Raw genomic sequence first — 23,089 nt, 5'->3', positions numbered from 1 at the left:
TCCTGATCGTACCTGCGGGCTCCGGCCCGCCTTCTTCCCAGCCTTGGAGCAAAAAAAAAGGCGCGAGTTCAACACTCGCGCCTCTCTTTACGCCAAATGGCGTAGGACGAAGCCTTACGGACGGTCGTCCACACCCTCGTTCTTGACCGGAGGAATCAGGTCTTCGCTGTTCAGGTTCAGCCAGATCAGCACCACGTTGGCGATGTAGATCGACGAGTAGGTACCCGCCATGACACCGATGAACAGCGCCAGGGAGAAGCCGAACAGGTTGTCGCCACCGAAGAACAGCAGCGCAGCGATGGCCAGCAAGGTCGACACCGAGGTGGCGACGGTACGCAACAGGGTCTGGGTGGTCGAGATGTTGATGTTCTCGATCAACGAAGCCTTGCGCATTACCCGGAAGTTCTCGCGCACCCGGTCGAACACGACGATGGTGTCATTGAGCGAGTAACCAATGATCGCCAGCACCGCCGCCAGCACCGTCAGGTCGAAGGTGATCTGGAAGAACGACAGGATACCGAGGGTGACCACCACATCGTGGATCAGCGAGACGATCGCGCCCACGGCGAACTTCCACTGGAAGCGGAAGGCCAGGTAGATCAGGATGCCACCCAGCGCCAACAGCATGCCCAGGCCACCCTGGTCGCGCAGTTCCTCACCCACCTGCGGGCCGACAAACTCGACCCGCTTGATGGTGGCCGGGTTGTCGCCACCCACCTTCTGCAGGGCCTCGGCCACCTTGTTGCCCAGCAGCGGGTCGTCGCCCGGCATGCGCACCAGCAGGTCGGTGGTGGCACCAAAGCTTTGCACCACGGCATCGTGGAAGCCGGAGCTGACCAACTCGGTACGCACTTTCTCCAGGTCCGCCGGGCGCTCGTAGGTGAGCTCGATCAGCGTGCCGCCGGTGAAGTCCAGGCCGAAGTTCAGGCCCTTGTGCCACCAGCTGAACAGCGCCAGCACGGTGAGCAGCAAGGTGATGGCGAACGCGACATTGCGCACGCCCATGAAGTTGATGGTTTTCATCGCAGCTCCCTCAAACCCACAGCTTCTTGATGTCACGCCCGCCACAGGTCAGGTTGACCAGTGCACGGGTCACCATGACGGCGGTGAACATCGAGGTGAAAATCCCGAGGGACATGGTGACCGCGAAGCCCTTGACCGGGCCGGTACCCATGGCGAACAGGATACCGCCGACCAGCAAGGTGGTCAGGTTGGCATCGACGATCGCCGAGTAGGCGCGGTTGAAACCTTCGTGGATGGCGCGCTGCACCGACATGCCGGCGGCGATCTCTTCGCGGATACGCGAGAAGATCAGCACGTTGGCGTCCACCGCCATACCCATGGTCAACACGATACCGGCGATACCCGGCAGCGTCAGCGTGGCGCCCAGCAGCGACATCAGCGCCAGCAGCAGGACCATGTTGCCCGCCAGGGCGATGGTGGCCAGCACACCGAAGCCACGGTAGATGGCGATGATGAACAGCGAAACAAACAGCATGCCCCACAGGGACGCATCGATACCCTTGGTGATGTTGTCGGCACCCAGGCTTGGGCCGATGGTGCGCTCTTCGGCGAAGTACATCGGCGCGGCCAGGCCACCGGCACGCAGCAGCAGGGCCAGTTCGGACGATTCACCCTGGCCGTTCAGGCCGGTGATGCGGAACTGGCTGCCCAGCGGCGACTGGATGGTCGCCAGGCTGATGATCTTCTTCTCTTCCTGGAAGGTTTGCACCGCGACTTCTTTCTCGACGCCGTCGACGGTCTGCTTGACGTAGCGGGTGACCGGCTTCTGCTCGATGAAGATCACCGCCATGCTGCGCCCGACGTTGGTACGGGTGGCGCGGCTCATCAGCTCACCGCCGTGGCCGTCCAAGCGGATGTTCACCTGCGGGCGACCGTGCTCGTCGAAGCTGGCCTGGGCGTCGGTAACCTGGTCACCGGTGATGATCAGGCCACGCTCGACCGCGGCGGAGCGGCCGCCTTCGCGGAACTCGAACACCTCGGTGGTGGCTTTCGAAGCGCCGGGCTCGGCACCGAAGCGGAACTCCAGGTTGGCGGTCTTGCCGAGGATACGCTTGGCTTCGGCGGTGTCCTGCACGCCCGGCAGCTCGACCACGATGCGGTTGGCGCCCTGGCGCTGAACCAGCGGCTCGGCCACGCCCAGCTCGTTGACACGGTTGCGAACGGTGGTCAGGTTCTGCTTGATCGAGTATTCGCGGATCTCGGCGACTTTCGCCTGAGTCAGCGCCAGACGCAGCACGGCGAGCTCGTTGCGCTCGGTGGTGGTCAGGTCGAAATCATTGAAATTCTTGCGGATCAGGGCACGTGCCTGCTCGCGGGTAGCGTCGTCGGCGAAGCCCAGCATGATGCCGCCGTCCTGCTGGGGCAGGCTGCGGTAGCGGACGCGCTCTTTGCGCAGCAAGGTCTTGACCTCGCCTTCGTAGACTTTCATGCGGGCGGTCATGGCCTTGTCCATGTCCACTTCCAGCAGGAAGTGCACACCACCGGACAGGTCCAGGCCCAGCTTCATCGGGCTGGCACCCAGGCTGCGCAGCCACTGCGGGGTGGTCTGGGCCAGGTTCAGGGCCACGACATAGTCGTCCCCCAGGGCCTTGCGCGCCACATCCTTGGCCGGCAGTTGGTCTTCCTGGTTGGTCAGGCGCACCAGCGCACTGCCCTTCACGCCCAGGCTGCCGCCTTTGACGGCGATGCCGGCATCGGTCAGCGCCTTGGTGACGCGGTCGAGGTCGGCCTGGCTGACATGCAGGGCGGAACTGGCGCCGCTGATCTGCACCGCCGGATCATCCGGGTAGAGGTTGGGTGCGGAATAAATGAAGCCGACCGCCAGTACCACCACGATCAGCAGGTATTTCCACAGAGGGTATTTGTTCAGCATCACGCCGCCCGTTCAAGACGCGGGGCGCTTTGCGCGCCCCGACTGGAAAAATGAAACCGGTAACTCAGATAGCCTTGAGCGTACCTTTTGGCAGGGTCGCGGCAATGGCGCCCTTCTGGAACTTAAGCTCGACGTTGTCCGATACTTCCAGGACCACGAAGTCATCGGAAACCTTGACGATCTTGCCGGCGATGCCGCCGTTGGTGACAACTTCGTCACCTTTTTGCAAGTTGCTCAGCAGGTTCTTCTGCTCTTTCGCGCGCTTGGCCTGCGGGCGCCAGATCATCAGGTAGAAGATGACCAGGAAACCGACCAGGAAGATCCATTCGAAGCCGGTACCGGCAGGGCCGGCGGCAGGGGCTGCAGCGTCCGCGTAGGCGGCGGGAATCAAGAAGCTCATTGGGCTCTCCTAATGGAATTTCTAATAATGGGTGCGAACAAATCAGTCCAAGGGCGGCACAGGCAGCCCGCGCTTGGCGTAGAAGGCGTCGACAAAGGCGGCCAATTTACCCTGTTGAATAGCCTCGCGTAAACCGGCCATCAGGCGCTGGTAATGGCGCAAGTTATGGATGGTATTCAGCATGCTGCTCAACATTTCGCCGCACTTGTCCAGGTGGTGCAGGTAAGCGCGGGAGAAGTGGGTGCAGGTGTAGCAATCGCAGGTCGGATCCAGCGGCGAATCATCGTGGCGATGGAACGCGTTGCGGATCTTGATCACCCCGGTGTCGACGAACAGATGGCCGTTGCGCGCATTGCGCGTGGGCATCACGCAGTCGAACATGTCGACGCCGCGGCGCACACCCTCTACAAGATCCTCCGGCTTGCCTACCCCCATAAGGTAACGAGGTTTGTCAGCCGGCATCTGCGCGGGCAGGTAGTCCAGCACCTTGATCATCTCGTGCTTGGGCTCGCCCACCGACAGGCCGCCGATGGCCAGGCCATCGAAGTCGATGTTGACCAGCGCTTCCAGCGAACGCATGCGCAGGTCTTCATACATGCCGCCCTGGACGATGCCGAACAGCGCCGCGGTGTTGTCGCCGTGGGCGTTCTTCGAACGCTGGGCCCAGCGCAGCGACAGCTCCATGGAGGTGCGCGCCACGTCGTGCTCGGCCGGGTACGGCGTGCACTCGTCGAAGATCATCACGATGTCCGAGCCCAGGTCGCGCTGCACCTGCATGGACTCTTCCGGGCCCATGAACACTTTCGAACCATCCACGGGCGATGCGAACGTCACGCCTTCCTCCTTGATCTTGCGCATGGCGCCCAGGCTGAACACCTGGAAACCACCGGAATCGGTGAGGATAGGGCCTTTCCATTGCATGAAATCGTGCAGGCCGTTGTGCTTCTTGATGACCTCGGTGCCCGGGCGCAGCCACAGGTGGAAGGTGTTGCCGAGGATGATCTCGGCGCCGATGGCCTCGATGTCGCGCGGCAGCATGCCCTTGACCGTGCCGTAGGTGCCCACCGGCATGAAGGCCGGGGTCTCGACGGTACCGCGTGGGAAGGTAAGCCGGCCGCGACGGGCCTTGCCGTCGGTGGCCAGCAGTTCGAACGACATTCGACAGGTGCGACTCATGCTTGATCCTCTGGGCCGCGTGGCGCCGGATTGCGGGTGATGAACATGGCATCACCGTAACTGAAGAAGCGGTAGCCCTGCTCGACCGCCGCCGCGTAGGCGGCCATGGTCTCGGGGTAACCGGCGAAGGCCGAGACCAGCATCAGCAGCGTGGACTCCGGCAGGTGGAAGTTGGTGACCAGGCAGTCGACCACGTGGAACGGGCGGCCTGGGAAGATGAAGATGTCAGTGTCGCCGCTGAACGCCTTGAGCACGCCATCGCGGGCCGCGCTTTCCAGCGAGCGCACGCTGGTGGTGCCCACCGCGATCACCCGGCCACCGCGGGCGCGGCAGGCTGCTACCGCGTCGACCACGTCCTGGCTCACTTCGAGCCACTCTTTATGCATGGTGTGGTCTTCGATCTTGTCGACCCGCACCGGCTGGAAGGTGCCCGCACCGACGTGCAGGGTGACGAAGGCGCGCTCGACGCCCTTGGCGGCGATCTTTTCCAGCAGCGCCTCGTCGAAGTGCAGGCCAGCGGTGGGCGCGGCCACGGCGCCGGCGCGCTCGGCGTAGACGGTCTGGTAGCGCTCGCGGTCGGCGCCTTCGTCCGGGCGGTCGATGTACGGCGGCAGCGGCATGTGGCCGACGCGCTCGAGCAGCGGCAGCACCTCTTCGCTGAAGCGCAGCTCGAACAGCGTGTCGTGGCGGGCGACCATCTCAGCCTCGCCACCGCCGTCGATGAGAATCTGCGCGCCCTCTTTCGGCGCCTTGCTGGCGCGCACGTGGGCCAGCACGCGGTGGCTGTCGAGCACGCGCTCGACCAGCACTTCCAGCTTACCGCCGGAGGCTTTCTGGCCGAACAGCCGCGCCGGGATCACCCGGGTGTTGTTGAACACCATCAGGTCGCCCGGGCGCAGGTACTCGAGCAGGTCGGTGAACTGCTTGTGGGCCAGCTCGCCGCTGGGGCCGTCGAGCACCAGCAGGCGGCTGCCGTGGCGCTCGGCCAATGGGTGGCGGGCGATGAGTGAGTCAGGGAGTTCGAAAGAGAAATCGGCGACGCGCATGATGATGTTCGGTTCGGCAGGGCCGGGAAGTTTAGCCCAATGCGTGAAAATTGACCATGAAAGCCGATTGACCGGCTTGTGCGACCTCTCTATACTGCGGCGCCACAAGCCCTGATGGCGGAATTGGTAGACGCGGCGGATTCAAAATCCGTTTTCGAAAGGAGTGGGAGTTCGAGTCTCCCTCGGGGCACCAAGATCCAGAAAAAACCGACCTTATGGTCGGTTTTTTTGTGCCCGGCTTTCAGCCTCACCCTCCCCCGTAGGAGCCAGCCTTGCTGGCGAATGGAGGGTCAGCCCCCCCATGCAGCTCAAATGAGGTTGAGGGAGATAGCTGATCTGCGTCCAGCGCGAAACTTGGCAGGTGCCAGAAGCCAAGCACAAAGACTAAGCTGGCGCAAAACCTCAAAAATGCAGCCCGCCATGTCTCTGACCCATCGCTCAGTACAAGCCACTGATATCCCCGCCATCTGCAGCTTTCCCCAAGGCTCAGACGAGCTGTTCTACATGTTCCCCAAAGCCACCTACCCACTGACACCCGAGCAATTGGGCGAAGCCATCGCTCAGCGCAGCGGCTCCACGGTGGTCGAGGCCAACGGCGTGGTCGTTGGCTTCGCCAATTTCTACAGGGCTGAACATGGCGGCATCTGTGCCTTGGGCAATGTCGTGGTGGCACCGACAGCCCGGGGCCGGGGCGTGGCTCGATACTTGGTGCAGTGCATGATCGGGCTGGCGCGTGAACAGTTCGCGGCGCGAGAGGTTTGGGTCTCGTGCTTCAACCACAACACTGCGGGGTTGCTGCTTTATCCACGGTTGGGCTTCGTGCCATTCGGGATTGAGGAGCGGCGGGCACCGGATGGGGCCAGAGTGGCGCTGGTGCAGATGAGGCAGATGCTGGGCTGATATTGGTGTCGCTCTCCGCTGTCCGGTAGTGCTTGAGCCGGGGCCTGGATCATTTCCTCAACGTCATCTTCAGCCAGAACCTGTGACAGGCATCACAGGCTGGGACTCTGTACCGCTTGCCGCACGTTTTTCTCGTCTTCCGATCAGAAAACTTACGTTACACCCTGCTGCGACACCCACCGAACCTTGCCCCTCCTCCAGCGTCGGAACCTACATCTCCCCTTCGAGGTTCCCCTCACGTGAAAGCCCTCCTCGCCCGCAAATACCGTTTGGTGGTCAAGACCATCGGCTACATCGGCTGGTCGCTGTTCTGGCTACTCATCTGGGACGTGCTGGTCACCATCGACTTCATGCTGTTCTTCAACAGCAAGTTCACCCTGCCGCTGATCCCACTCACCCTGCTGGGTTCGGCGCTCGTGGTGCTGGTGAGTTTTCGCAACAGCAGCGCCTACAACCGCTGGTGGGAGGCGCGCACGTTGTGGGGGGCGCTGGTGAACAGTTCACGCAGCTTCGCCCGCCAGGTGCTGACGCTGGTCGATGATCCGGCTGACGGGCCAAACCCGGTGAAGGCGACGTTGTTGCGCCGCCATATTGCCTATGTGAACTGCCTGGCAGCTCACTTGAAGGGGGAGCAATGCCCGGACGAACTGATGGCCTTCATCCCGCCCGGGGAGTTCGAGCGGCGCAATCGCTCCAACAACTTCGCCAACGACATCCTCGGGGGATCGGCGGCGTTGCTGGCCAGGGAATACCAGGCCGGACGGCTGGACAGCATTCGCCTGGCGCGGTTGGAGTCGACGTTGGTGGACCTGTCCAATGCCCAGGGCGGCATGGAGCGGATTGCCAACACGCCACTGCCCTACCCTTACGTGTACTTTCCGCGGCTGTTCATCACGCTGTTCTGCCTGATCGTGCCGGTGGGGCTGGTGGAGTCGCTGGGCTGGTTCACGCCGCTGGCGTCGACGGTGGTGGGGTTCATGCTGCTGGCGATCGAGCGCATCGGCACCGACCTGCAGAGCCCGTTTCGCGTCAGTGAGCACCAGATCCCGATGGACAGCATCTGCGAGACCATCGAGCGCAACCTGGATTCGATGCAGCGGGAGGCGCAGTGTGGCGAACCGGTGCCTGCGGCAAACCACATACCGTAGGAGCCAGCCTTGCTGGCGAACCCGGCAGCGCGGCGCATGGCACTGGCTGACGCCAGTGTTCGCCGGCAAAGCCGGCTCCTACAAAAACAACACCTGCTCAAGCCCTGACAAAGCGCTGGCGCAACACATCGCTCAGCGCATCCACCAACAGCACCAACACCAGCATGGCGATGATCACCGTGCTGGCCTGGGCTTCCTGAAACAGGCTCAGGGTCGCGTACAGCATCTGCCCCAATCCACCCGCACCAACGAAACCCAGTACGCTGGCCATGCGGATGTTGTTCTCCCACCGATACAAGCTGTACGCCAGCAACTGCGGCCAGAGGTTGGGCAAGGTACCAAAACAGAACGCCGCGACCTGGCTGCCACCCTGCAAGCGAATCGCCGCGGCCGGCTCCGGTGGTGCGTTCTCCAGCGCTTCGGCGAACAACCGCCCCAGCACGCCAGCCGTGTGCAGCGCCAGCGCCAGGGTGCCGGCATTGGGCCCAAGGCCAGCCGCGAGCACGGTCAGCGCCGCCCAGACCAGCTCGGGAATCGCCCGCAGCCCATTGAGCAGCAACCGCGCAGCCCCTTGCAGCGGCCAGCCGAAGCGGCCTGCGGCGGGCAGCGCCAACAGCATCCCCAGCACCATCGCCAGCAACGTGCCCAGGCCAGACATGGCCAGCGTCTCCAACGCCCCGCGACCGACCGCGCGCAAGTGCTCCCCCGACAGGTCCGGCTGCAGGAAGCGCGCGGCATATTCGCCCATCTGCGCCAACCCGCCATTGCCGACCACCGAGGCCAGGTCGAGCTCCAGGTAGGCGAACGACGCCACCACCGCCGCCAGGATCGCAACGATCACCACCCCATTGATCACCCGGTTCATGCCAACCTCCCGCGCAAGAAACGGCTGAGCAGATCGGCCAGCATCACCAGCAGCAGGAACGTCAGCAACATGCTCGCCACCTCGGCACCGGCGAACATGCGCATCGACAGGTCGATCTGCTGGCCCAGGCCACCAGCACCGACGAAGCCCATCACCACCGAGGCGCGCACGGCGCATTCCCAGCGGTACACGGTGTAGGACACCACCTCGGTCGAAGCCTGGGGCAGGGTCCCATAGAAGAACGCCGCCAACCGGCCACTGCCCGCCTGCAACAAGGCATGGGCCGGGCGCTGGTCCACCGATTCGAAGATTTCCGCGTACACCTTGCCGAGCATGCCGCTGTAGGTGATGGCGATGGCCAGCACCCCGGCGGTCGGCCCCAGGCCCACGGCGCGGACGAACAGCAGCGCCCAGACGATCTCGGGCACGCTGCGCAGGAAAATCAGCAGGCCGCGCACGGGCAGGCGCACGGTGCGCGACCACAGGCCCAACCGACCGGCGGTCGAAGCCGCCCGCAGCGACAACGCGCGGCTGGCCAGCAAGCTCGCCGGGACTGCCAGCAACAGCGCCAGGGTCATGCCCGCCGTGGCCACCGCCAAGGTCTGTAGCGTGGCTTCGAACAGCAGCTCGAGAAAACCGGCGTCATGGGCCGGCGGCCAGAACGCACCGACGAAACTGGCCATCTGCTTGCGATTCTCGGCATGGAACAGCACGCCGGGGTCGAGCTCGCTCAGGTGCAGCCCCGGCCACAGCAGCGCCAGGCAAGCCAGCGTCAACAACAATCTTGGGAGTGCGGCAGGGTCGCGGCGGTCGGCACTCAGCATCTTGGGATCTGCACCAGCACAGTCGCTGTCGGCGTTACCGGAGAGCCCAGTTGCTCATTAGCGTAGAGCGCATCGAGCATGTTTGGGGTGACAGCCTCGGCGGGACAATCGAAGGCGACCTGCCCCGCGCGAATACCAATGATTCTGGGGAAGTGCGCCAGGGCCAGCTCCACCGCATGCAGGCTGGCCACCAACGTCACCCCATGGGCCTGGGCATGACGGTTGAGCAAGGCCAGGCTGTGGTCGGCAAGCACCGGGTCCATGGCCGAGACCGGCTCGTCAGTCAGCAGCACGTCCGGCCGCTGGTACAACGCGCGGGCGATACCGACCCGCTGCAACTGGCCACCGGACAATTGCCCGCACTGCACGAACAACTTGTCGAGCATGCCCAGCTCGGCCAGCACTTCGCGGGCACCTGGCACATCGCTGGGGTGGATCAGGTTGAGCAAGCCGCGCAACGTGCCCCACTGCCCCAGGCGCCCGGCCAGCACGGCGGTGACCACTCGCTGGCGGGGCGGCAAGGGCGGCGCCTGGTGCACCAGACCAACCCGCGCCCGCAGGCGCTGGCGAGCGCCGGACGTCAGCAACCAGGGCTGTTCGCCCAGCAGGTCCAGTTGCCCGGCGCTGGGCCGCACTGCAGTCGCCATCAAGTGCAGCAGGCTCGACTTGCCGGCCCCCGACGGGCCGATAATCGCGACCCGCTCACCTCGCTCGATGTGCAGATCCACATGGGTCAGGGCCTGAACCTGGCCATGGCGCAGGCCGGCCCCCTGGAGACGAATACTCACTTGAGCAGGCCGGCCTCGCGCGCAGCTTGTTCGGTGCCTGCGTAGTTTTCCGGTTTGGTTTCGATGAACCGGCTGGCGGCCTGCAGGTCGAGGATCGCCTTGTGCTCGGGGTTGGCCGGGTCAAGCTGCAGGAACGCCTGCTTGATTTTCTCCTTGAGCGCCGGGTCCATGTTGCCGCGCACGGTCCAGTTGTAGTCGAAGTACTCCGGTGTGGTGGCGAAGACTTTCACCTTGCTGGTGTCGACCTTGCCGGCGGCGACCAGCTTGTCCCAGACGCTGGCGTTGAGCACACCGGCATCGGCCTTGCCGGCCTGGACCCAGGCGGCGGTGGCGTCGTGGGCACCGGAATAGGCGACGCGGCTGAAGTACGCCTCGGGCTTGATGTTGTCGTTCTTGAGCATGAAGTAGCGCGGCATCAGGCTGCCCGAGGTGGAGGAGATCGAGCCGAAGGCGAAGGTCTTGCCCTTGAGGTCGGCCAGGCTCTTCACGTCCGGGTTGGCAGTGATGAACTTGGAGGTGAACTTGGCGTCCTGCTCACGCTGCACCAGTGGCGTGGCCTTGGGGTCCTTCAGGTGTACCTGGACGAAGGTGAAGCCCCCCAGCCACGCCAGGTCGAGGCGATCGGTGGCCAGTGCTTCGACCACGGCCGGGTAGTCCGCCACCGGCACGAACTTCACCTCCATGCCCAACTGCTTGGAGAGGTACTCGCCCAACGGCTTGAACTTGCGCAGCAGCTCGGTCGGCGCTTCGTCGGGGATAGCGCTGACACGCAGTACGTCGGCGGCCTGGGCGACAACCGCGCAGCAAGACAGCACGAGGCCGGCAGCCAGTGCCAGTGGGCGTTTGAACATGGGAAGTTCTCCGATTCAATAGCAAGGAAGAGGTCGAACGCGCATTACGGGGCAAGCCCGCTGCCACAGCGCCTTGCGGCCAATGCGCTGATCGGGGCAAGTATAAGAGGCACAGCCGCAAAGGCCAGCTTTGCTACAATCGCCCATCACGAAAATCCGAGGTGCGTATGAGCGAGCCGATTCGTCTGACACAGTACAGCCACGGCGCTGGCTGCGGCTGTAAGATCTCCCCGAAAGTGCTGGATGTAATGCTCGCCGAGAGCGGCACCCAGGCCCTCGACCCCAAGCTGTGGGTGGGCAACGCCTCACGCGACGACGCCGCGGTCTATGCCCTGGACGACGAGCGCGGCGTGGTCTCGACCACCGACTTCTTCATGCCCATCGTCGACGACCCGTACGACTTCGGCCGCATCGCCGCCACCAACGCCATCAGCGACATCTATGCCATGGGCGGCGACCCGCTGATGGCCATCGCCATCCTCGGCTGGCCGGTCAATGTGCTGCCGCCGGAGGTCGCTCGCGAGGTGATCCGGGGTGGCCGCGCGGTGTGCGCCGAAGCGGGTATCCCGCTGGCCGGCGGCCACTCCATCGACGCCCCCGAGCCGATCTTCGGCCTGGCCGTGACCGGCGTGGTGAGCAAGCGCCACCTCAAGCGCAACGACACCGCCAGCATCGGCTGCAAGCTCTACCTGACCAAGCCGCTGGGCATCGGCATCCTCACCACCGCCGAGAAGAAGGCCAAGCTGCGCGAGCAGGACCAGGGCCTGGCCCGCGACTGGATGTGCACCCTCAACACCCCCGGCAGCCGCTTCGGCAAGCTCGACGGCGTGGCGGCGATGACCGATGTCACCGGCTTCGGCCTGCTCGGCCACCTGGTCGAGGTTGCCGAAGGCAGCGGCCTGACCGCGCGCCTGCAATTCGATGCCGTGCCACGCCTGCCCAGCGTCGACTACTACCTGGCCGAGGGCTGCATCCCCGGCGGCACCTTGCGCAACTTCGACAGCTACGGCCACAAGATCGGCGCCCTGAGCGACGACCAGAAGCACCTGCTGTGCGACCCGCAGACCAGCGGTGGCCTGCTGGTGGCGGTCACGCCGGAAGGCGAGGCCGAATTCCTCGCCGTGGCAGAAGAGCTGGGCCTGGCACTTGCGCCGATCGGCGCGCTGGTCGAGCGACAGAGCCACGCGGTCGAGGTGATCTGATGCGCCCCGACTGCACCGACTTCAACACGCTGTTCCTCGACGATGTGCCCATGATGGACATGCGCGCGCCGATCGAATTCACCAAGGGCGCCTTCCCCGGCGTCGTCAACCTGCCGCTGATGAACGACCAGGAGCGGCAGAAGGTCGGCACCTGCTTCAAGCAGCAGGGCCAGGCGGCCGCCATCGCCCTGGGCCATCAGCTGGTCAACGGCGCGCTCAAACAGCAGCGCCTGGAAGCCTGGGCGGCCTTCGCCCAGGCCCATCCCGACGGTTACCTCTACTGCTTCCGTGGCGGGCTGCGTTCGCAGATCGTCCAGGGCTGGCTCAAGGACGCCGGCATCCAGTACCCGAAGGTGGTCGGTGGCTACAAGGCCATGCGTACCTTCCTGCTGGACACCACGCAACAGGCGGTCGAGCAGTGCGACTTCGTGCTGCTGGGTGGCCTGACCGGTACCGGCAAGACCGATGTCTTGCAGCAGCTGGACAACGTCCTGGACCTCGAAGGGCATGCCAACCACCGAGGCTCGAGCTTTGGCAAGCGCGCCACCGCGCAACCGGCGCAGATCGACTTCGAGAATGGCCTGGCCATCGATGTGCTGAAAAAGCGCGCACGGGGCATCGGCCAGTTCGTGCTGGAGGACGAAGGGCGCATCGTCGGCAGTTGCACGGTGCCGCTGGGGCTGTACCAGGGGATGCAACGGTATCCGCTGGTGTGGCTGGAAGACGCTTTCGACAACCGCGTCGAGCGCATCCTTCGCGATTACGTGATCAACCTGTGCGCCGAGTTCGTCGCGGTGCATGGCGAAGAAGACGGCCGTCGACTGTTCGCCGAACGCATGCGCCAGAGCATGGCGAATATCTACAAACGCCTGGGTGGCGAACGCTTCCAGCGCTTGTCCGAGCTATTGGGGCAGGCGCTGGACGAGCAGTTGCGCAGCGGTGACGTGAGCCTGCACCGTGGCTGGATCGAGGGGTTGCTCAAGGAGTACTACGACCCGATGTACGCCTACCAGCGCGAGGCCAAGGCGGGGCGGATCGAGTTTGCCGGGGATGGCGTGGAGGTGCGGGAGTACCTCAAGGCCCGGGCACAACGCCAGCACCCCTTCGGCTTGTAGGAGCGGCTTCAGCCGCGATGCAGGCAACACGGTACCTGGCACCCGCTTCGCGGGTGATCGCGGCTAAAGCCGCTCCTACAGGGGTGGGATAGCCCCAATCACAGCCCGGGGCTGAGCACCCGCTGCAGCTCCGCCGCCCGGTCCTTGCTCATGTCCATCAGGCACATCGCCGCCTCGATGCGGTAGAGGCTGCCGTTGCTCAGCGTACCGTGGAACGCGCAATTGCCGTCGCGGTACTTCACCCAGGTACGCTGCACCTCGCGCAGGTCCTTTTGCTGCTGGCCATCGAGCTTGGTCATCAACTGCTTGTACACCCGGTTGAGCCGGTCGTCCTGCAGCTTGCTCTCGGCCTGGATACAGGCGCCCATGGCCAGGGTGCTGGAAGCCTTGTCCATGCATTGGGTGTAGGTGGGCGAATAGTCTTCGGCCTGGGCACCGGCCATGGCCATCAGGGCGGTGGCGCCGATCAGGTACTGCTTGAACATGGCTCTTCCTTATCGCGGGGGAACGCCGCACAGCCTAGCACTGCAGTGCCGCTTCGTTCAGGCACTTCATCCATGACGCGAATACGGCCTGTACGGTAATCGAATTTCCATCATGCATGCGAATGACCGAGACTCAGGCCAGGTTCGTGTTCAGGAGTCATCACATGCCCGCTCCCCTGCTTGCCGCCCTGCCCTTGCTCGTTGCCCTGCTGGCCGGCGCCGCCGTGCCATTCCAGGCAGGCAGCAATGCCGCGCTCGGGCGCCTGTTGGGGCATCCGCTATGGGCAGCGGGTGTGTCGCTGCTGGTCAGCCTGTTGATGCTGGTGCCGGCCCTGCTGCTGATGCGAGCGCCCATGCCGCACGTGCAGCAGTTGGCGAACGCCCCCTGGTGGGCGTGGTTCGGCGGCGTCGCCGGGGTGCTCTATATCACCGCCGCGCTGGTGCTTACGCCACGCCTGGGGGCGGCGGGGTTCATTGTCTGTGTGATTGCCGGGCAAGTGCTGTCATCGCTGCTGATCGACCAGTTCGGCTTGATGGGGTTGCCGGAGCGGCCGGTGAACCTGGCGCGCCTGGCAGGGGTTGGGCTGATCGTAGTGGGGATGCTGGTGGTGCAGTGGGGGACAGCGCGCTGAGCCAGTTGCGCCACGCCCACCCCCTCAAGAACAGCAAAGTACCGGTAGGAGCCGGCTTTGCCGGCGAAAGGGCCAGTACCTTGAGCACATCAACAGGGCAAGCCGCGCCTGGCCCGAGTCACAACGCCTGCGGCTGCTCCGGCGGCGCGATCACCTTGTGCGGCTCGAAGCGCAGCGAAGGCATCTGGGTGCCAACATACAGCGCCGTACCCAGGGCCGCGATCAACACCACATCCAGCCAGCGCCAGCCCGGCACGTCGGCGGCCGAACGTGCCCTCCAGCACCACCAGGCCTGCCCCACGCAGAACACCATGAACGCCAGCAGCCACAGATAGAACCCGGCACCGAACCCCGTCACATCCTGGAAGGCGTAGCTCTGGTTGTCCGGGAGTCGGGTAATGCCAAAGCTGCTGGCCGCCAGGTACAGCGCCAGCAAACCGACGGCGAGCGCCAGGCGACGGAACCGCCGATGGGCGAGGATCGCCAGCGCCAGCAGCGGGTTGGCGAACCACTGGTGCAGCCCGAAGGCGATACCCCAGGGGCCGTATAGCAACATCTGCAACGCCGGCATGTGCCGCCCGGCACCCATCAGGGCACCGTCGAAGGCCAGGCTCAGCAGGTACAGGGCCAGGCTGGTGGTCAGGTAGAAAGCGGGCAAGGGGGGCACCTGGTGAAAACGGACAGAGTGCGACCTTATCCCAGCCTGCCCCCTGTATCCAAACCCGATGGCGAGACAGGGCGCGCCTTCAGCCTGCCTTTGCCGGCTCGATCGCCTCGGCATGGCTGGTCGGCTGGACGCGCAGGCTCGGCATCTGCGTCCCTGCATAGAGGGTTGCCACCAGCACCATGATCAGCACCCCATCCAACCAGCGCCAGCGCGGGGCATCCGTTGCCGAGTGCACCTTCCGGCACCACCAGGCCTGCCCCAGGCAGAACACCAGAATCGCCAGTGCCCACAGGTAGTAGCCGGCACCAAAGCCGGTCAAAGGCAGGAAGTCATAGCTGCGGTTGTCCGGCACCCGCTCGATACCCAGGCAACTGAGCGCCAGGCCCAGCGCAATGATGCCAGCGCCGAGCGCCAGCCGGCGAAAGCGCCGATGGGCGAGTATCGCCAGCCCCAGCAGCGGGTTGGCGAACCACTGGTATTGCCCGAAGGCGATCCCCCAAGGGCCCATGAGGAGGATTTGCAGCGCCGGCATATGCCCATCGGCGCCCATCAGGATTCCGTCGAAACACAGGCACAGCAAGAACAGCAACAGCGTGAACGTCACATAGAAAGCAGGCAAAGCGATGGCTCCATCCAACATCAAAAAAGCGCGTCCATGACGCAATCGGGCATCAGGCCACTGGCGGTTCGAGCAGCAACCCGTAGAGCCCCGAATCGGACAACTCCCCTGCCACGCACCAACGCGCGCGCAAAGTGCCTTCGAGGACGAAGCCCTGGCGTTCGAGGGTGCGCGCCGAGCCCAGGTTGCGCGGGTCGATCTCCGCCTCCAGGCGGCGCAGGTGCAGGGTGTGGGCCAGGTAGTCGATGAAGCAGGTCAGGGCCTCGTCCATATAGCCCCGGCCCTGGACGGACTTGGCCAGGCAGTAGCCGATCTCGCCACGGCGCGAACCCTCCTCCAGGTTGAACAGCTGGACCATGCCGATCAGCTCGCCGGTGTCGCGGCGGTACATGCCCAGCTTGAGCAACTGCCCGGCGGTGTAGGCTTCGCGGTCGGCAGCCAGGGCGCTTTCGGCCTCGCCCAGGGTCTGCCAGGGGGCGTGGTACCAGTAACGCATCACTTCCGGGTCGGCCATGATGGTCAGCCACTGCTGCGCATCGCCATGGCGCATGGGGCGCAGCTGCAGGCGTGGGCTGTCGAGGCACAGGTCGCTGGGGAAACTGCGGGGGTGAGGCACGCCGGGACTCCTGTCCGATTGTGGGGAAGGTGACAGTCTAGCGTCAGCGCCGGGGCGGGCATAGCCGCCCCGGCAAGACTCACCCGCGCGCCCTACAACCCCGCCAGCAGGCGCTCGCAGCGCGCCTCGTCGAGGCCGGTGTTCATGATGCACAGCCGCATCACCGTTTCCCCCTGCCAACGCGTCGACACCACCAGGGCAATCCCTGCGCGTAGGCAGTCCTGTGCCCAGGCCTCGTAGTCGGCCGCTTGCCAGCCGCGGCGCTTGAACAGGATCACGCTCAACCCCGATGCCTCGATCAGCTCCAGCCGTGGGTGCCTGGCGATGCGCTGGCGCAGGGCCTCGGTCAGCGCCAGGATACGCTCCAACGTGTGCCGGTAGGCGTCGCTGCCATGCACCACCAGCGAGAACCACAACGGCAGGCCCCGTGCGCGGCGGGAAAGGTGAAACGCATAGTGCATGGGGTTGAACTGCTGCGACTCGTTGATCTGGTCCAGGTAGGACGCATCCTGGGTGAAGGCCGCCATTGCCTGTTGCGGCTGCGCATACAGCAGCGCACAACAGTCATAGGGCACGAACAGGCCTTTGTGCGGGTCGATGATCAGCGAGTCGGCCAGTTCGATGCCCTGGAACTGCGGGCGCACCTGCGGCACGCAGAGAAACGCGCCACCGTAGGCAGCATCGATGTGGAACCAGATGCCCAGCCGACGCGCGATGGCACCTACGCCCGGCAAGTCGTCGATCTGGCCAGCGTTGGTCGAGCCGGCCACCGCGACGATTGCCACGACCTGCTCCAATCGGCCATCGGCAGCCAATTCGCCCAAGGTCTGCTGCAACCCCGCCGCGCTCATTCGCCCCTGTTCATCACAGGCCACGCCGACCCTTTCAAGGTCCAGCAGCCCGGCACTGACGTCGATCGAGGCATGGGCCGCCAAGCCCGCCAGCACCAGCCCGCCGCGCCGCCCCGTGCGCTCGCGGTAACGCTGCCGGGCCGCCGCCAGCGCGGAGAAGTTGCCGGCTGTTCCGCCACTGACGAAACAGCCGCCCGCTTCGCCCGGCAACTGCGCCAGGTCGGCCAGCCAGCGCAAGGCCTGGTTCTCGGCCCAGATCAGCCCCGCGCCTCCCAGCCAGCCGGAGCCGATCATGCCGGTGGTCGACAGCAGCCCATCCATCAGCGCGGCGGCCGGGGTCGGCGCGGAACCTATATAGGCGAGATAGCCGGGATGGTCGGTGGGCACGCCCTGCTGTGTCAGCAGGCTACCGAACACATCGAGCGCGGCGGGTAGCCCCAGCCCGGCCGTGCTGATGGGGTGGCCGACGCGCTGCTCGACGGCGCGGCTGATGGCCGACGCTTCGTCCGGGGCCGACAGCTCGCCCCGTGGTCGACTCAGCGCCTGACGCAGCGCTTCCAGCATCAGGTCGATATCGCCGGCGGCAAGGTTGCCCTCGCCAATGGCGGGCAGTAGCCGTGGCTGATCCATGGTGATCGGTTGCTGCTGTTGCATGTTCAATGTGTCCTGCTTGGGCTCTGTAGGAGCGGCTTCAGCCGCGATGCAGGCACCGCGGTGTGTGGCACCCGCCTTGCGGGTGATCGCGGCTGAAGCCGCTCCTACAGAGGCTGGGTCAGATCAATGGGGTATTCACGCCGCACCATGCGGTAGTCGGCATGCCGGTACTGGCGCTGGTCGAAGTCGGGGTGGGCGTCCAGGTAGGCCGCCAGGTCGTGGCCGCCCGCCCGCGCCGCCTCGACCAGGCGCAGCGCCAGGCCCACGCACTCGCCGAAATCCGGCGTGGCGTGCGGGCACAGCGTCACCACGCCGGAGCCCGCCAGCAGGCTGTCGAACTCGTCGATCAGGCAATCGTCGGGTACCAGGTAGACCGCACCGGGCTGGGCGCGGCGATGGATCTCCCGCGCCACGGCCACGTGCGAGCCCATCAAGGCTTGGATCAACGGCCCGGCGCTTGACGCGGCCCTCTGGCCCAACCCTTCGCCAAGCGCCCCGGCCAGCCGCTCGCCATAGGCCCCCGGCTGTGCCCAGGGCTGCTCGACCTGCCCGGCATGCCGGGCGAGGTAGTCGAGCATCACCGCCACCTGCCGCGTTTCGCTGGCACACAGGCGCCAGGCGCCCACGGCGCGGCACAGGTCGGGTGCCGTGGCGGCGGGCAACAGCAGCGGCACGCCGGCCGCCTGGTAGAGGCGCCCGGCCACCCGGGCACATTCACTGTTGAAGTGGCCGACCACCCCCTGAACGCCGGCATCGAGCAGGTAGCGCGCGGCCGCCTCCGCCATGGCCGGGTCGGCACCGTCGTCCGCCCACAGCAGCGGCAAGGTCGTGCCTTCGGCGGCTCGACGCAGCCACTGCCCATAGGCCGCACGCGCACCGCTCAGCGGCCCGACGATACCCACTGGGCGCAACGACGAGACCCGGCTCATCCGGCCCGCCCTGGCATCAGTTGCGCCAGCGCCTCTGGCGACAGCTTGGGCAGCGCCAGCGTGGCGCCCTGGGCCAGGACGTGGTTGGCGGTGAAGAACGTGCAGGCCTGGGCCGCATCGTTGGCCTGTGCCTCGATATTAAGTACCTCGTTCAGTTGACGGCTCACCCCCGGCATCAACGGGGCGGTGGCATGGGCCAGCCAGCGTGCGGTAAGCGCGAGCAGCGCCACGGCGGTGCGGGCATGGTTGGACAAGGGTTGCCCGGGCGCCAGCAGGTGTTCCTGGGCCAGGCCGAAGCGCCAGGCCCGGTCGATCACCTGGGCTACCTGCTCGGCCATGCGCCGTGGCGAGAAGGTCTGGGTCGCAGCCGCCTGCTGGTAGCCCGCCATCCATTGCATCAGTTCGCCGTGATAGATCTTCTGGTCGCTCAGCCAGGCACCGGGTTCAGGCACCTGGCCAGCCTGGCGGGCGACATGCTGCTGCAGGCGTTGGACCCAGTGGGTGAGCTTGTCGGCGAACAGGTCGTTGATTCGCTCGCAGACCTGGTCCACGGTGAAGTTGGTCCTCACCCCCTCGGGCCGGGTCAGCATCAACGCCATGCGCGCATAGTCCGCACCCGCTTCGGTGAGGAAGTCCTTGCCCCAGATCAGGTGTCGGCGGCTGGTGGAAAACTTGCTGCCGTTGAGGTCGAGCAGTTCGTTGACCACATGGTGGCGCGGTGGCGTCAGCCCCAGTGCCAGGTACACCGCCGGGAACAGCAGGGTGTGGTAGTAAGCGTTGTCGAAGCCGTAGCAATGGACGATGTCCATGGCCCCCGCGTAGCGCTGCGCGGCCCTGGCCATGCGGTCGCCGTCCGCGCCCGGCAGTTCGCTGGCGGCCCACAGGTAACCGAAGGCCATCTCGAACCAGACATACACCACCTGGTCCTGCATCCCCGGCAGGCGATGGCGGATGCCCCAGTCGCTGCGGTGGCTGATGCAGATATCCGGCAGCCCTTGGCTGAGCATGGCGTGGCACAGCTGGTAGACGTGCGCCGGCATGTTCGCTGTCTGCACATAGCTGGCCAGCTCATCGGCCAACGCGCTCAGGCGGAAGAACAAACGTGTCTCGATCTTCAGTTGCGGCTGCCGGCCATCCTGCTTGACCCGCGGCTGGGTCAGGTCGACGCACTGGTTCGGCTGGCCACAGGCCTCGCAGGCATTGCCATCGCTGCTCTCGCCACAATGCGGGCAACCACCGTGGATGAACGCTTCGTGCAGCGCGTTGCCCTGGTTGTCGACAAACACCGGGGTGTCCTTGGCGTAGATCAGCCCCTGGTCGTACAGGCGCTGCAGGTAGTGGTGGACAAAGTCGGCATACTCACCCTGGTTGTCCGGGGTGATGAAAAAGTCCATGTCGATCCCGTAGCCCTGCCAGGTCTCGCGGATCGCCTCGGCGTAGTGGTCGGCGCACTCGGTGGGGCTGAACCCTTCCCGCGCCGCACAGGTCACCACGTAGGTCTGGTTGTCGTCGCGGCCGCTGCCATAGAACACCTGCGCGCCCGCGCCCGCCAGCACACGCTTGAGCACGTCACCGGCGATATAGGGGCCCGACAGATGCCCCAGGTGCAGGTCGCCATTGGGGGTGGGCGGGGTGGCGAAGATCAGCGTGTCGAGCACCGGCTGCGCTTCGACCGAGTTCACCTGCCCGGCATCCCAGTACAGCGAGTGGAACTGCAACGGCTCGCTGGCGCTCAGGTTGCGAATGGTATGGGGCTCGAAACGCTGGCAATGAACCGCGTCGCCGGCATGCACTTCGAGCACTTCCTGGGCGGTGCGCACCAGGCCGTGGCCCGCAGTGAAGACGAACAGTTCGTCCTCGAAGTGGTTGTGCGGCTGGCTCTCCTGCCCCGGTGCCAGCGTGCAGCCCATCAGGTTGATATTGGTGCCTTCAAGATCAACGGCACGCGAGTCGACGTTGTAGAAGCGCTTGGCCGGCGCGAACATGCTGATTTTTTTCATTGTTCTGGTCTCTATCCTTGAGTGATCACACGGGCAACACGCATGGCGGCGTAAGGCGCCATCTTGAAGCCACCGCCACTGAAGCCCGATGCCACCTGCACACCGCCGGGCAACCCGGGCTGCTCGCCGAGCAGGGCGATGGGTTGAGCGCTATAGCAGTCGCTGTGGCACAGCGCCCCTTCGGCAGTGGCCGTGCGCAGCCAGGGGAAACGCCGCTCGCCACGTTCGCGGGTCAACTGCGCGTGGGCCGGGCTGGCCGCGGCATAGGCCTGGCTGGCCGGCACCCGCAGGCCGGTGGGGGTGCCCACGTAGAAGCCGCCGGTCAGCGGGCACCAGCGCCCATTAAGGTCGTTGACGTCATCGATGAAGCACGGGGCCGTGGTCAGCGCATCGAGCCCTTTGAAACGGGTGACCTGGATGTGCTGGTTCCACAGGCCGAACGCATCGCCAAAGTGGCGCGCGAGGAAGTCAGGGGCGCCATTGCCCATGGCCAACACCACATGCCCGGCCTCGAAGGCGCCAGCGGAAGTCTCCACGCCGGCCACCCGGTTGCCGCTGCCATCGACCCGCAGGCCGTGCACCGTGACCGCGTCCTGGTAGACACCGCCCAGCGCTGTTCCGGCCCTTACCAGGTACTCCAGGGTCGGCCTGGCCTCCATGTAGCCCGAGCCAGGTTCGAGCAGCGCCAGTTCGGCGTTGATCGGCAAGGCGGGGAAGCGCGCGGCCAGCGCCTGGCCATCGAGCAGTTCGGCGTCGATGCCCTCCTCTGCCAGCCAACCATGCATGCGGTCCAGGTCCGCCACTTCGGCAAAATGCAGATACCCCGTGCGGGCGAACGGCACCCGCCCCTGGGCGGCTGCGCTCAGTCGCTGGTAGAAGCGGTAGCCCTCGGCCGCCGCCGCCGTGGCTTCGCGCGAGGCGTGGGTGACCCGCACGATGCACCCCGACGCGCCGGTGATGCCGCAGGCCAGCTGTTTCTCGTCGAGCAGCAGGCAGCGCTTGCCCGCCTGGCTCAGCACATGGAAGCAGGTCGCGCCGACGATCCCTGCGCCAACGATGATCACATCAAACGGCTTTTTCATACTGCCTGTGCCTCAAGCTGGTCTTCAGGTCACCGACGATTTCGCCGGCACGGATGGCCATGTTGGAGATCAGCGTCGCGCTCAGCCCGTGGGAGCCCTCGGCGACACCGGTGGAATACAGCAAAGGCGCGGCATCGCCTTTGAAGGCCAGGCGGTAATGGCGCGACAACTGCGCACCGCCCTCCTCCTTGACCAGCCGCGACGCCAGCGGCGCGCACAACAGGTCGGCGATGTTGCGTGGGCGGAAGCCCGTGGCGCACACCAGGTAGTCACAGTGGACCTGGCGCGCTTCGCCGCTCAGCTGTCGATCGAACGTCACCTGCAGCCCATTGCCCTGCACCTGCACCTTCTGGAACCGGCTCAGGCGCTCCAGGGTCAGGCGCTGCTGGCCGCTGACCTCGTCGTCGTACCATTGCCGATAGAGCTTCTCGATCAGCGCCAGGTCGACCGCGGCATAGTTGGTGGAGGCATGGGTACGCAGCACGTGCTTGCGCACATGGGCCGGCGCCGCATGGAAGCCATCCACGGCCTCGGCATCGAAGATCTCGTTGACGAACGGGCTGTCGTCGGCGGGGGTGTAGCCGTAGCGGGCGTGAATCGCCGTCACCCGCAACGCCGGGTAGGTCTCGAGCAGGTACTCCACCGCCTCGGCGGCGCTTTGCCCGCCGCCGACCACCACGCAATGGCCGTCCGCCGGCAGGTTGGCTTCCTGCAGCCGCGCCAGCAGGTGATGCACATGGGTGACGCGCTCACCGGGCTGGACATCGTCCGGCATCTGCGGCTCCAGCCCCAGCGAATGCACCACCGAACGGGTCAGCAGCGAGGTGGTGGTATCGCCGACCTGCATCTCGACCCGGAACAGCGGCGCACCGTCGTCCGCCACACCGCCTTCGGCGATGCGTAGCACCCGGTGGCCATAGAACACCTGCTCGCTGAACTCGGCCGCGCACCAGCTCAGGTAGTCATGGAACTCCACGCGCCCGGGAAAGAAGTCCTTCTTGTTGCAGAACGCCGCGATACGGCCCTTGCTGTGCAGGTAGTTGACGAAGGTGAAGTGGCTGCGCGGGTTGCGAAAGCTGACCAGGTCCTTGAGGAACGACACCTGCATGGTGGCGTTCTTGAACAACATGCCTTTATGCCAGGCAAAGCCTGGGGCGCTGTCGACGAAGGCCACCGACAGCTCCGGGGCCAACTCCTGCAGGGCGATGGCCAGCGAAATGTTCGACGGGCCGAACCCAATGCCCACCACGTCATGTACCTTGCGCTCGCAAGGGCTTCTGGCCACATCTGTTGCAAAACTCATGTGAACTCCCTTTCTACTGAATTTCAGGCTGAGCGGGGCC

General features: G+C 65.5%; 23 protein-coding genes and 1 tRNA gene. 6 read left to right on the top strand and 18 right to left on the bottom strand.

Annotated elements, in window-relative coordinates; translation table 11 throughout:
- Positions 1–114 precede the first annotated feature (114 nt).
- The 5 genes from secF to queA form a co-directional block, all read right to left on the bottom strand.
- Positions 115–1,023, bottom strand: coding sequence for a protein translocase subunit SecF (gene secF / locus IM733_RS24090; RefSeq protein WP_248918779.1), 909 nt, complete (start codon positions 1,021–1,023; stop codon positions 115–117).
- A 10-nt stretch (positions 1,024–1,033) separates the two neighbouring features.
- Positions 1,034–2,896, bottom strand: coding sequence for a protein translocase subunit SecD (secD, locus tag IM733_RS24085; protein WP_248918778.1), 1,863 nt, complete (start codon positions 2,894–2,896; stop codon positions 1,034–1,036).
- A gap of 64 nt (positions 2,897–2,960) precedes the next feature.
- Complete coding sequence (gene yajC, locus IM733_RS24080) at positions 2,961–3,296, bottom strand: preprotein translocase subunit YajC (RefSeq protein ID WP_003259111.1); 336 nt, start codon at positions 3,294–3,296, stop codon at positions 2,961–2,963.
- A gap of 42 nt (positions 3,297–3,338) precedes the next feature.
- The gene (tgt, locus tag IM733_RS24075; RefSeq protein ID WP_248921229.1) at positions 3,339–4,454 is read right to left on the bottom strand and encodes a tRNA guanosine(34) transglycosylase Tgt; all 1,116 of its coding nucleotides are present in this window, start codon (positions 4,452–4,454) and stop codon (positions 3,339–3,341) included.
- A gap of 14 nt (positions 4,455–4,468) precedes the next feature.
- Entirely contained in the window at positions 4,469–5,518 is a 1,050-nt protein-coding gene (gene queA / locus IM733_RS24070) for a tRNA preQ1(34) S-adenosylmethionine ribosyltransferase-isomerase QueA (RefSeq protein WP_011532328.1), read from the bottom strand.
- A gap of 108 nt (positions 5,519–5,626) precedes the next feature.
- On the opposite strand from queA, the gene IM733_RS24065 reads away from it, so the two are divergent.
- The 3 genes from IM733_RS24065 to IM733_RS24055 all read left to right on the top strand — a co-directional run bounded on the left by IM733_RS24065 (position 5,627) and on the right by IM733_RS24055 (position 7,566).
- Positions 5,627–5,711 (top strand) — tRNA-Leu (locus tag IM733_RS24065).
- A 227-nt stretch (positions 5,712–5,938) separates the two neighbouring features.
- Positions 5,939–6,418 carry a GNAT family N-acetyltransferase gene (locus IM733_RS24060; RefSeq protein WP_248918777.1) on the top strand — a complete coding sequence of 160 codons (480 nt, stop codon included), beginning with the start codon at positions 5,939–5,941 and terminating at the stop codon, positions 6,416–6,418.
- A 239-nt stretch (positions 6,419–6,657) separates the two neighbouring features.
- The gene (locus IM733_RS24055; protein ID WP_248918776.1) at positions 6,658–7,566 is read left to right on the top strand and encodes a bestrophin family protein; all 909 of its coding nucleotides are present in this window, start codon (positions 6,658–6,660) and stop codon (positions 7,564–7,566) included.
- A 97-nt stretch (positions 7,567–7,663) separates the two neighbouring features.
- Here IM733_RS24055 and phnE read toward each other — a convergent pair whose 3' ends face one another.
- Genes phnE through IM733_RS24035 form a run of 4 tightly spaced genes read right to left on the bottom strand, consistent with a single transcriptional unit; the run spans position 7,664 to position 10,894 of the window.
- A complete protein-coding gene (gene phnE, locus IM733_RS24050; protein ID WP_248918775.1) occupies positions 7,664–8,431 on the bottom strand; it encodes a phosphonate ABC transporter, permease protein PhnE in 768 nt (255 codons plus the stop codon).
- Entirely contained in the window at positions 8,428–9,255 is an 828-nt protein-coding gene (locus tag IM733_RS24045; RefSeq protein WP_248918774.1) for a PhnE/PtxC family ABC transporter permease, read from the bottom strand. Before IM733_RS24045 ends, phnE begins: the two co-directional genes overlap by 4 nt.
- Positions 9,249–10,043, bottom strand: a complete 795-nt coding sequence (locus IM733_RS24040; protein ID WP_248918773.1) for a phosphonate ABC transporter ATP-binding protein — start codon at positions 10,041–10,043, stop codon at positions 9,249–9,251. Before IM733_RS24040 ends, IM733_RS24045 begins: the two co-directional genes overlap by 7 nt.
- Positions 10,040–10,894 (bottom strand): putative selenate ABC transporter substrate-binding protein, encoded by an 855-nt coding sequence (locus IM733_RS24035; RefSeq protein WP_248918772.1) that lies wholly within the window; start codon positions 10,892–10,894, stop codon positions 10,040–10,042. The genes IM733_RS24040 and IM733_RS24035 overlap by 4 nt, the downstream gene beginning before the upstream one ends.
- A gap of 167 nt (positions 10,895–11,061) precedes the next feature.
- Between IM733_RS24035 and selD the strand changes: the two genes are divergently transcribed.
- The gene (gene selD / locus IM733_RS24030) at positions 11,062–12,096 is read left to right on the top strand and encodes a selenide, water dikinase SelD (RefSeq protein ID WP_248918771.1); all 1,035 of its coding nucleotides are present in this window, start codon (positions 11,062–11,064) and stop codon (positions 12,094–12,096) included.
- A complete protein-coding gene (mnmH, locus tag IM733_RS24025; protein ID WP_248918770.1) occupies positions 12,096–13,211 on the top strand; it encodes a tRNA 2-selenouridine(34) synthase MnmH in 1,116 nt (371 codons plus the stop codon). The genes selD and mnmH overlap by 1 nt, the downstream gene beginning before the upstream one ends.
- A gap of 98 nt (positions 13,212–13,309) precedes the next feature.
- Here mnmH and IM733_RS24020 read toward each other — a convergent pair whose 3' ends face one another.
- Positions 13,310–13,696: a lysozyme inhibitor LprI family protein gene (locus IM733_RS24020; RefSeq protein ID WP_248918769.1), complete on the bottom strand. Its 387-nt coding sequence runs from the start codon at positions 13,694–13,696 to the stop codon at positions 13,310–13,312.
- A gap of 164 nt (positions 13,697–13,860) precedes the next feature.
- On the opposite strand from IM733_RS24020, the gene IM733_RS24015 reads away from it, so the two are divergent.
- On the top strand, positions 13,861–14,328 hold the full coding sequence (locus IM733_RS24015) for a DMT family transporter (protein WP_248918768.1): 468 nt from the start codon (positions 13,861–13,863) through the stop codon (positions 14,326–14,328).
- 118 nt (positions 14,329–14,446) lie between these two features.
- On the opposite strand, the gene IM733_RS24010 is transcribed toward IM733_RS24015, so the two are convergent.
- From IM733_RS24010 to IM733_RS23975, 8 genes are all read right to left on the bottom strand, one after another.
- Positions 14,447–14,986, bottom strand: coding sequence for a hypothetical protein (locus IM733_RS24010; protein ID WP_248918767.1), 540 nt, complete (start codon positions 14,984–14,986; stop codon positions 14,447–14,449).
- Positions 14,987–15,074: 88 nt separating this feature from the next.
- The gene (locus tag IM733_RS24005; RefSeq protein ID WP_248918766.1) at positions 15,075–15,614 is read right to left on the bottom strand and encodes a hypothetical protein; all 540 of its coding nucleotides are present in this window, start codon (positions 15,612–15,614) and stop codon (positions 15,075–15,077) included.
- A 52-nt stretch (positions 15,615–15,666) separates the two neighbouring features.
- Positions 15,667–16,230, bottom strand: coding sequence for a GNAT family N-acetyltransferase (locus tag IM733_RS24000; RefSeq protein ID WP_248918765.1), 564 nt, complete (start codon positions 16,228–16,230; stop codon positions 15,667–15,669).
- A gap of 92 nt (positions 16,231–16,322) precedes the next feature.
- Positions 16,323–17,735, bottom strand: coding sequence for a pyridoxal phosphate-dependent decarboxylase family protein (locus IM733_RS23995; protein ID WP_248918764.1), 1,413 nt, complete (start codon positions 17,733–17,735; stop codon positions 16,323–16,325).
- A 104-nt stretch (positions 17,736–17,839) separates the two neighbouring features.
- Positions 17,840–18,664: an ABC transporter substrate-binding protein gene (locus IM733_RS23990; protein ID WP_248918763.1), complete on the bottom strand. Its 825-nt coding sequence runs from the start codon at positions 18,662–18,664 to the stop codon at positions 17,840–17,842.
- Entirely contained in the window at positions 18,661–20,664 is a 2,004-nt protein-coding gene (locus IM733_RS23985; protein WP_248918762.1) for a class I tRNA ligase family protein, read from the bottom strand. The genes IM733_RS23990 and IM733_RS23985 overlap by 4 nt, the downstream gene beginning before the upstream one ends.
- 11 nt (positions 20,665–20,675) lie before the next feature.
- Positions 20,676–21,746 carry an NAD(P)/FAD-dependent oxidoreductase gene (locus tag IM733_RS23980; protein WP_248918761.1) on the bottom strand — a complete coding sequence of 357 codons (1,071 nt, stop codon included), beginning with the start codon at positions 21,744–21,746 and terminating at the stop codon, positions 20,676–20,678.
- Positions 21,730–23,049 carry a lysine N(6)-hydroxylase/L-ornithine N(5)-oxygenase family protein gene (locus IM733_RS23975; protein ID WP_248918760.1) on the bottom strand — a complete coding sequence of 440 codons (1,320 nt, stop codon included), beginning with the start codon at positions 23,047–23,049 and terminating at the stop codon, positions 21,730–21,732. The genes IM733_RS23980 and IM733_RS23975 overlap by 17 nt, the downstream gene beginning before the upstream one ends.
- Positions 23,050–23,089: the final 40 nt, after the last annotated feature.

It is taken from the genome of Pseudomonas entomophila, assembly GCF_023277925.1.
GTDB classification, from domain to species: domain Bacteria; phylum Pseudomonadota; class Gammaproteobacteria; order Pseudomonadales; family Pseudomonadaceae; genus Aquipseudomonas; species Aquipseudomonas entomophila_D.
Note: the sequence above shows the minus strand (reverse complement) of the source record. Positions and strands in the feature narration are given on the sequence as shown.

Excerpts from the sequence above, each read along its gene's own strand:
- secD (WP_248918778.1), bottom strand. The coding sequence starts at position 2,896 with ATGCTGAACAAATACCCTCTGTGGAAATACCTGCTGATCGTGGTGGTA.
- IM733_RS23995 (WP_248918764.1), bottom strand. The coding sequence starts at position 17,735 with ATGCAACAGCAGCAACCGATCACCATGGATCAGCCACGGCTACTGCCC.
- IM733_RS23990 (WP_248918763.1), bottom strand. The coding sequence starts at position 18,664 with ATGAGCCGGGTCTCGTCGTTGCGCCCAGTGGGTATCGTCGGGCCGCTG.
- yajC (WP_003259111.1), bottom strand. The coding sequence starts at position 3,296 with ATGAGCTTCTTGATTCCCGCCGCCTACGCGGACGCTGCAGCCCCTGCC.
- mnmH (WP_248918770.1), top strand. The coding sequence starts at position 12,096 with ATGCGCCCCGACTGCACCGACTTCAACACGCTGTTCCTCGACGATGTG.
- secF (WP_248918779.1), bottom strand. The coding sequence starts at position 1,023 with ATGAAAACCATCAACTTCATGGGCGTGCGCAATGTCGCGTTCGCCATC.
- selD (WP_248918771.1), top strand. The coding sequence starts at position 11,062 with ATGAGCGAGCCGATTCGTCTGACACAGTACAGCCACGGCGCTGGCTGC.
- IM733_RS23980 (WP_248918761.1), bottom strand. The coding sequence starts at position 21,746 with ATGAAAAAGCCGTTTGATGTGATCATCGTTGGCGCAGGGATCGTCGGC.
- IM733_RS23975 (WP_248918760.1), bottom strand. The coding sequence starts at position 23,049 with ATGAGTTTTGCAACAGATGTGGCCAGAAGCCCTTGCGAGCGCAAGGTA.
- IM733_RS24045 (WP_248918774.1), bottom strand. The coding sequence starts at position 9,255 with ATGCTGAGTGCCGACCGCCGCGACCCTGCCGCACTCCCAAGATTGTTG.
- IM733_RS23985 (WP_248918762.1), bottom strand. The coding sequence starts at position 20,664 with ATGAAAAAAATCAGCATGTTCGCGCCGGCCAAGCGCTTCTACAACGTC.
- queA (WP_011532328.1), bottom strand. The coding sequence starts at position 5,518 with ATGCGCGTCGCCGATTTCTCTTTCGAACTCCCTGACTCACTCATCGCC.
- IM733_RS24060 (WP_248918777.1), top strand. The coding sequence starts at position 5,939 with ATGTCTCTGACCCATCGCTCAGTACAAGCCACTGATATCCCCGCCATC.
- tgt (WP_248921229.1), bottom strand. The coding sequence starts at position 4,454 with ATGTCGTTCGAACTGCTGGCCACCGACGGCAAGGCCCGTCGCGGCCGG.
- IM733_RS24035 (WP_248918772.1), bottom strand. The coding sequence starts at position 10,894 with ATGTTCAAACGCCCACTGGCACTGGCTGCCGGCCTCGTGCTGTCTTGC.
- IM733_RS24015 (WP_248918768.1), top strand. The coding sequence starts at position 13,861 with ATGCCCGCTCCCCTGCTTGCCGCCCTGCCCTTGCTCGTTGCCCTGCTG.
- IM733_RS24020 (WP_248918769.1), bottom strand. The coding sequence starts at position 13,696 with ATGTTCAAGCAGTACCTGATCGGCGCCACCGCCCTGATGGCCATGGCC.
- phnE (WP_248918775.1), bottom strand. The coding sequence starts at position 8,431 with ATGAACCGGGTGATCAATGGGGTGGTGATCGTTGCGATCCTGGCGGCG.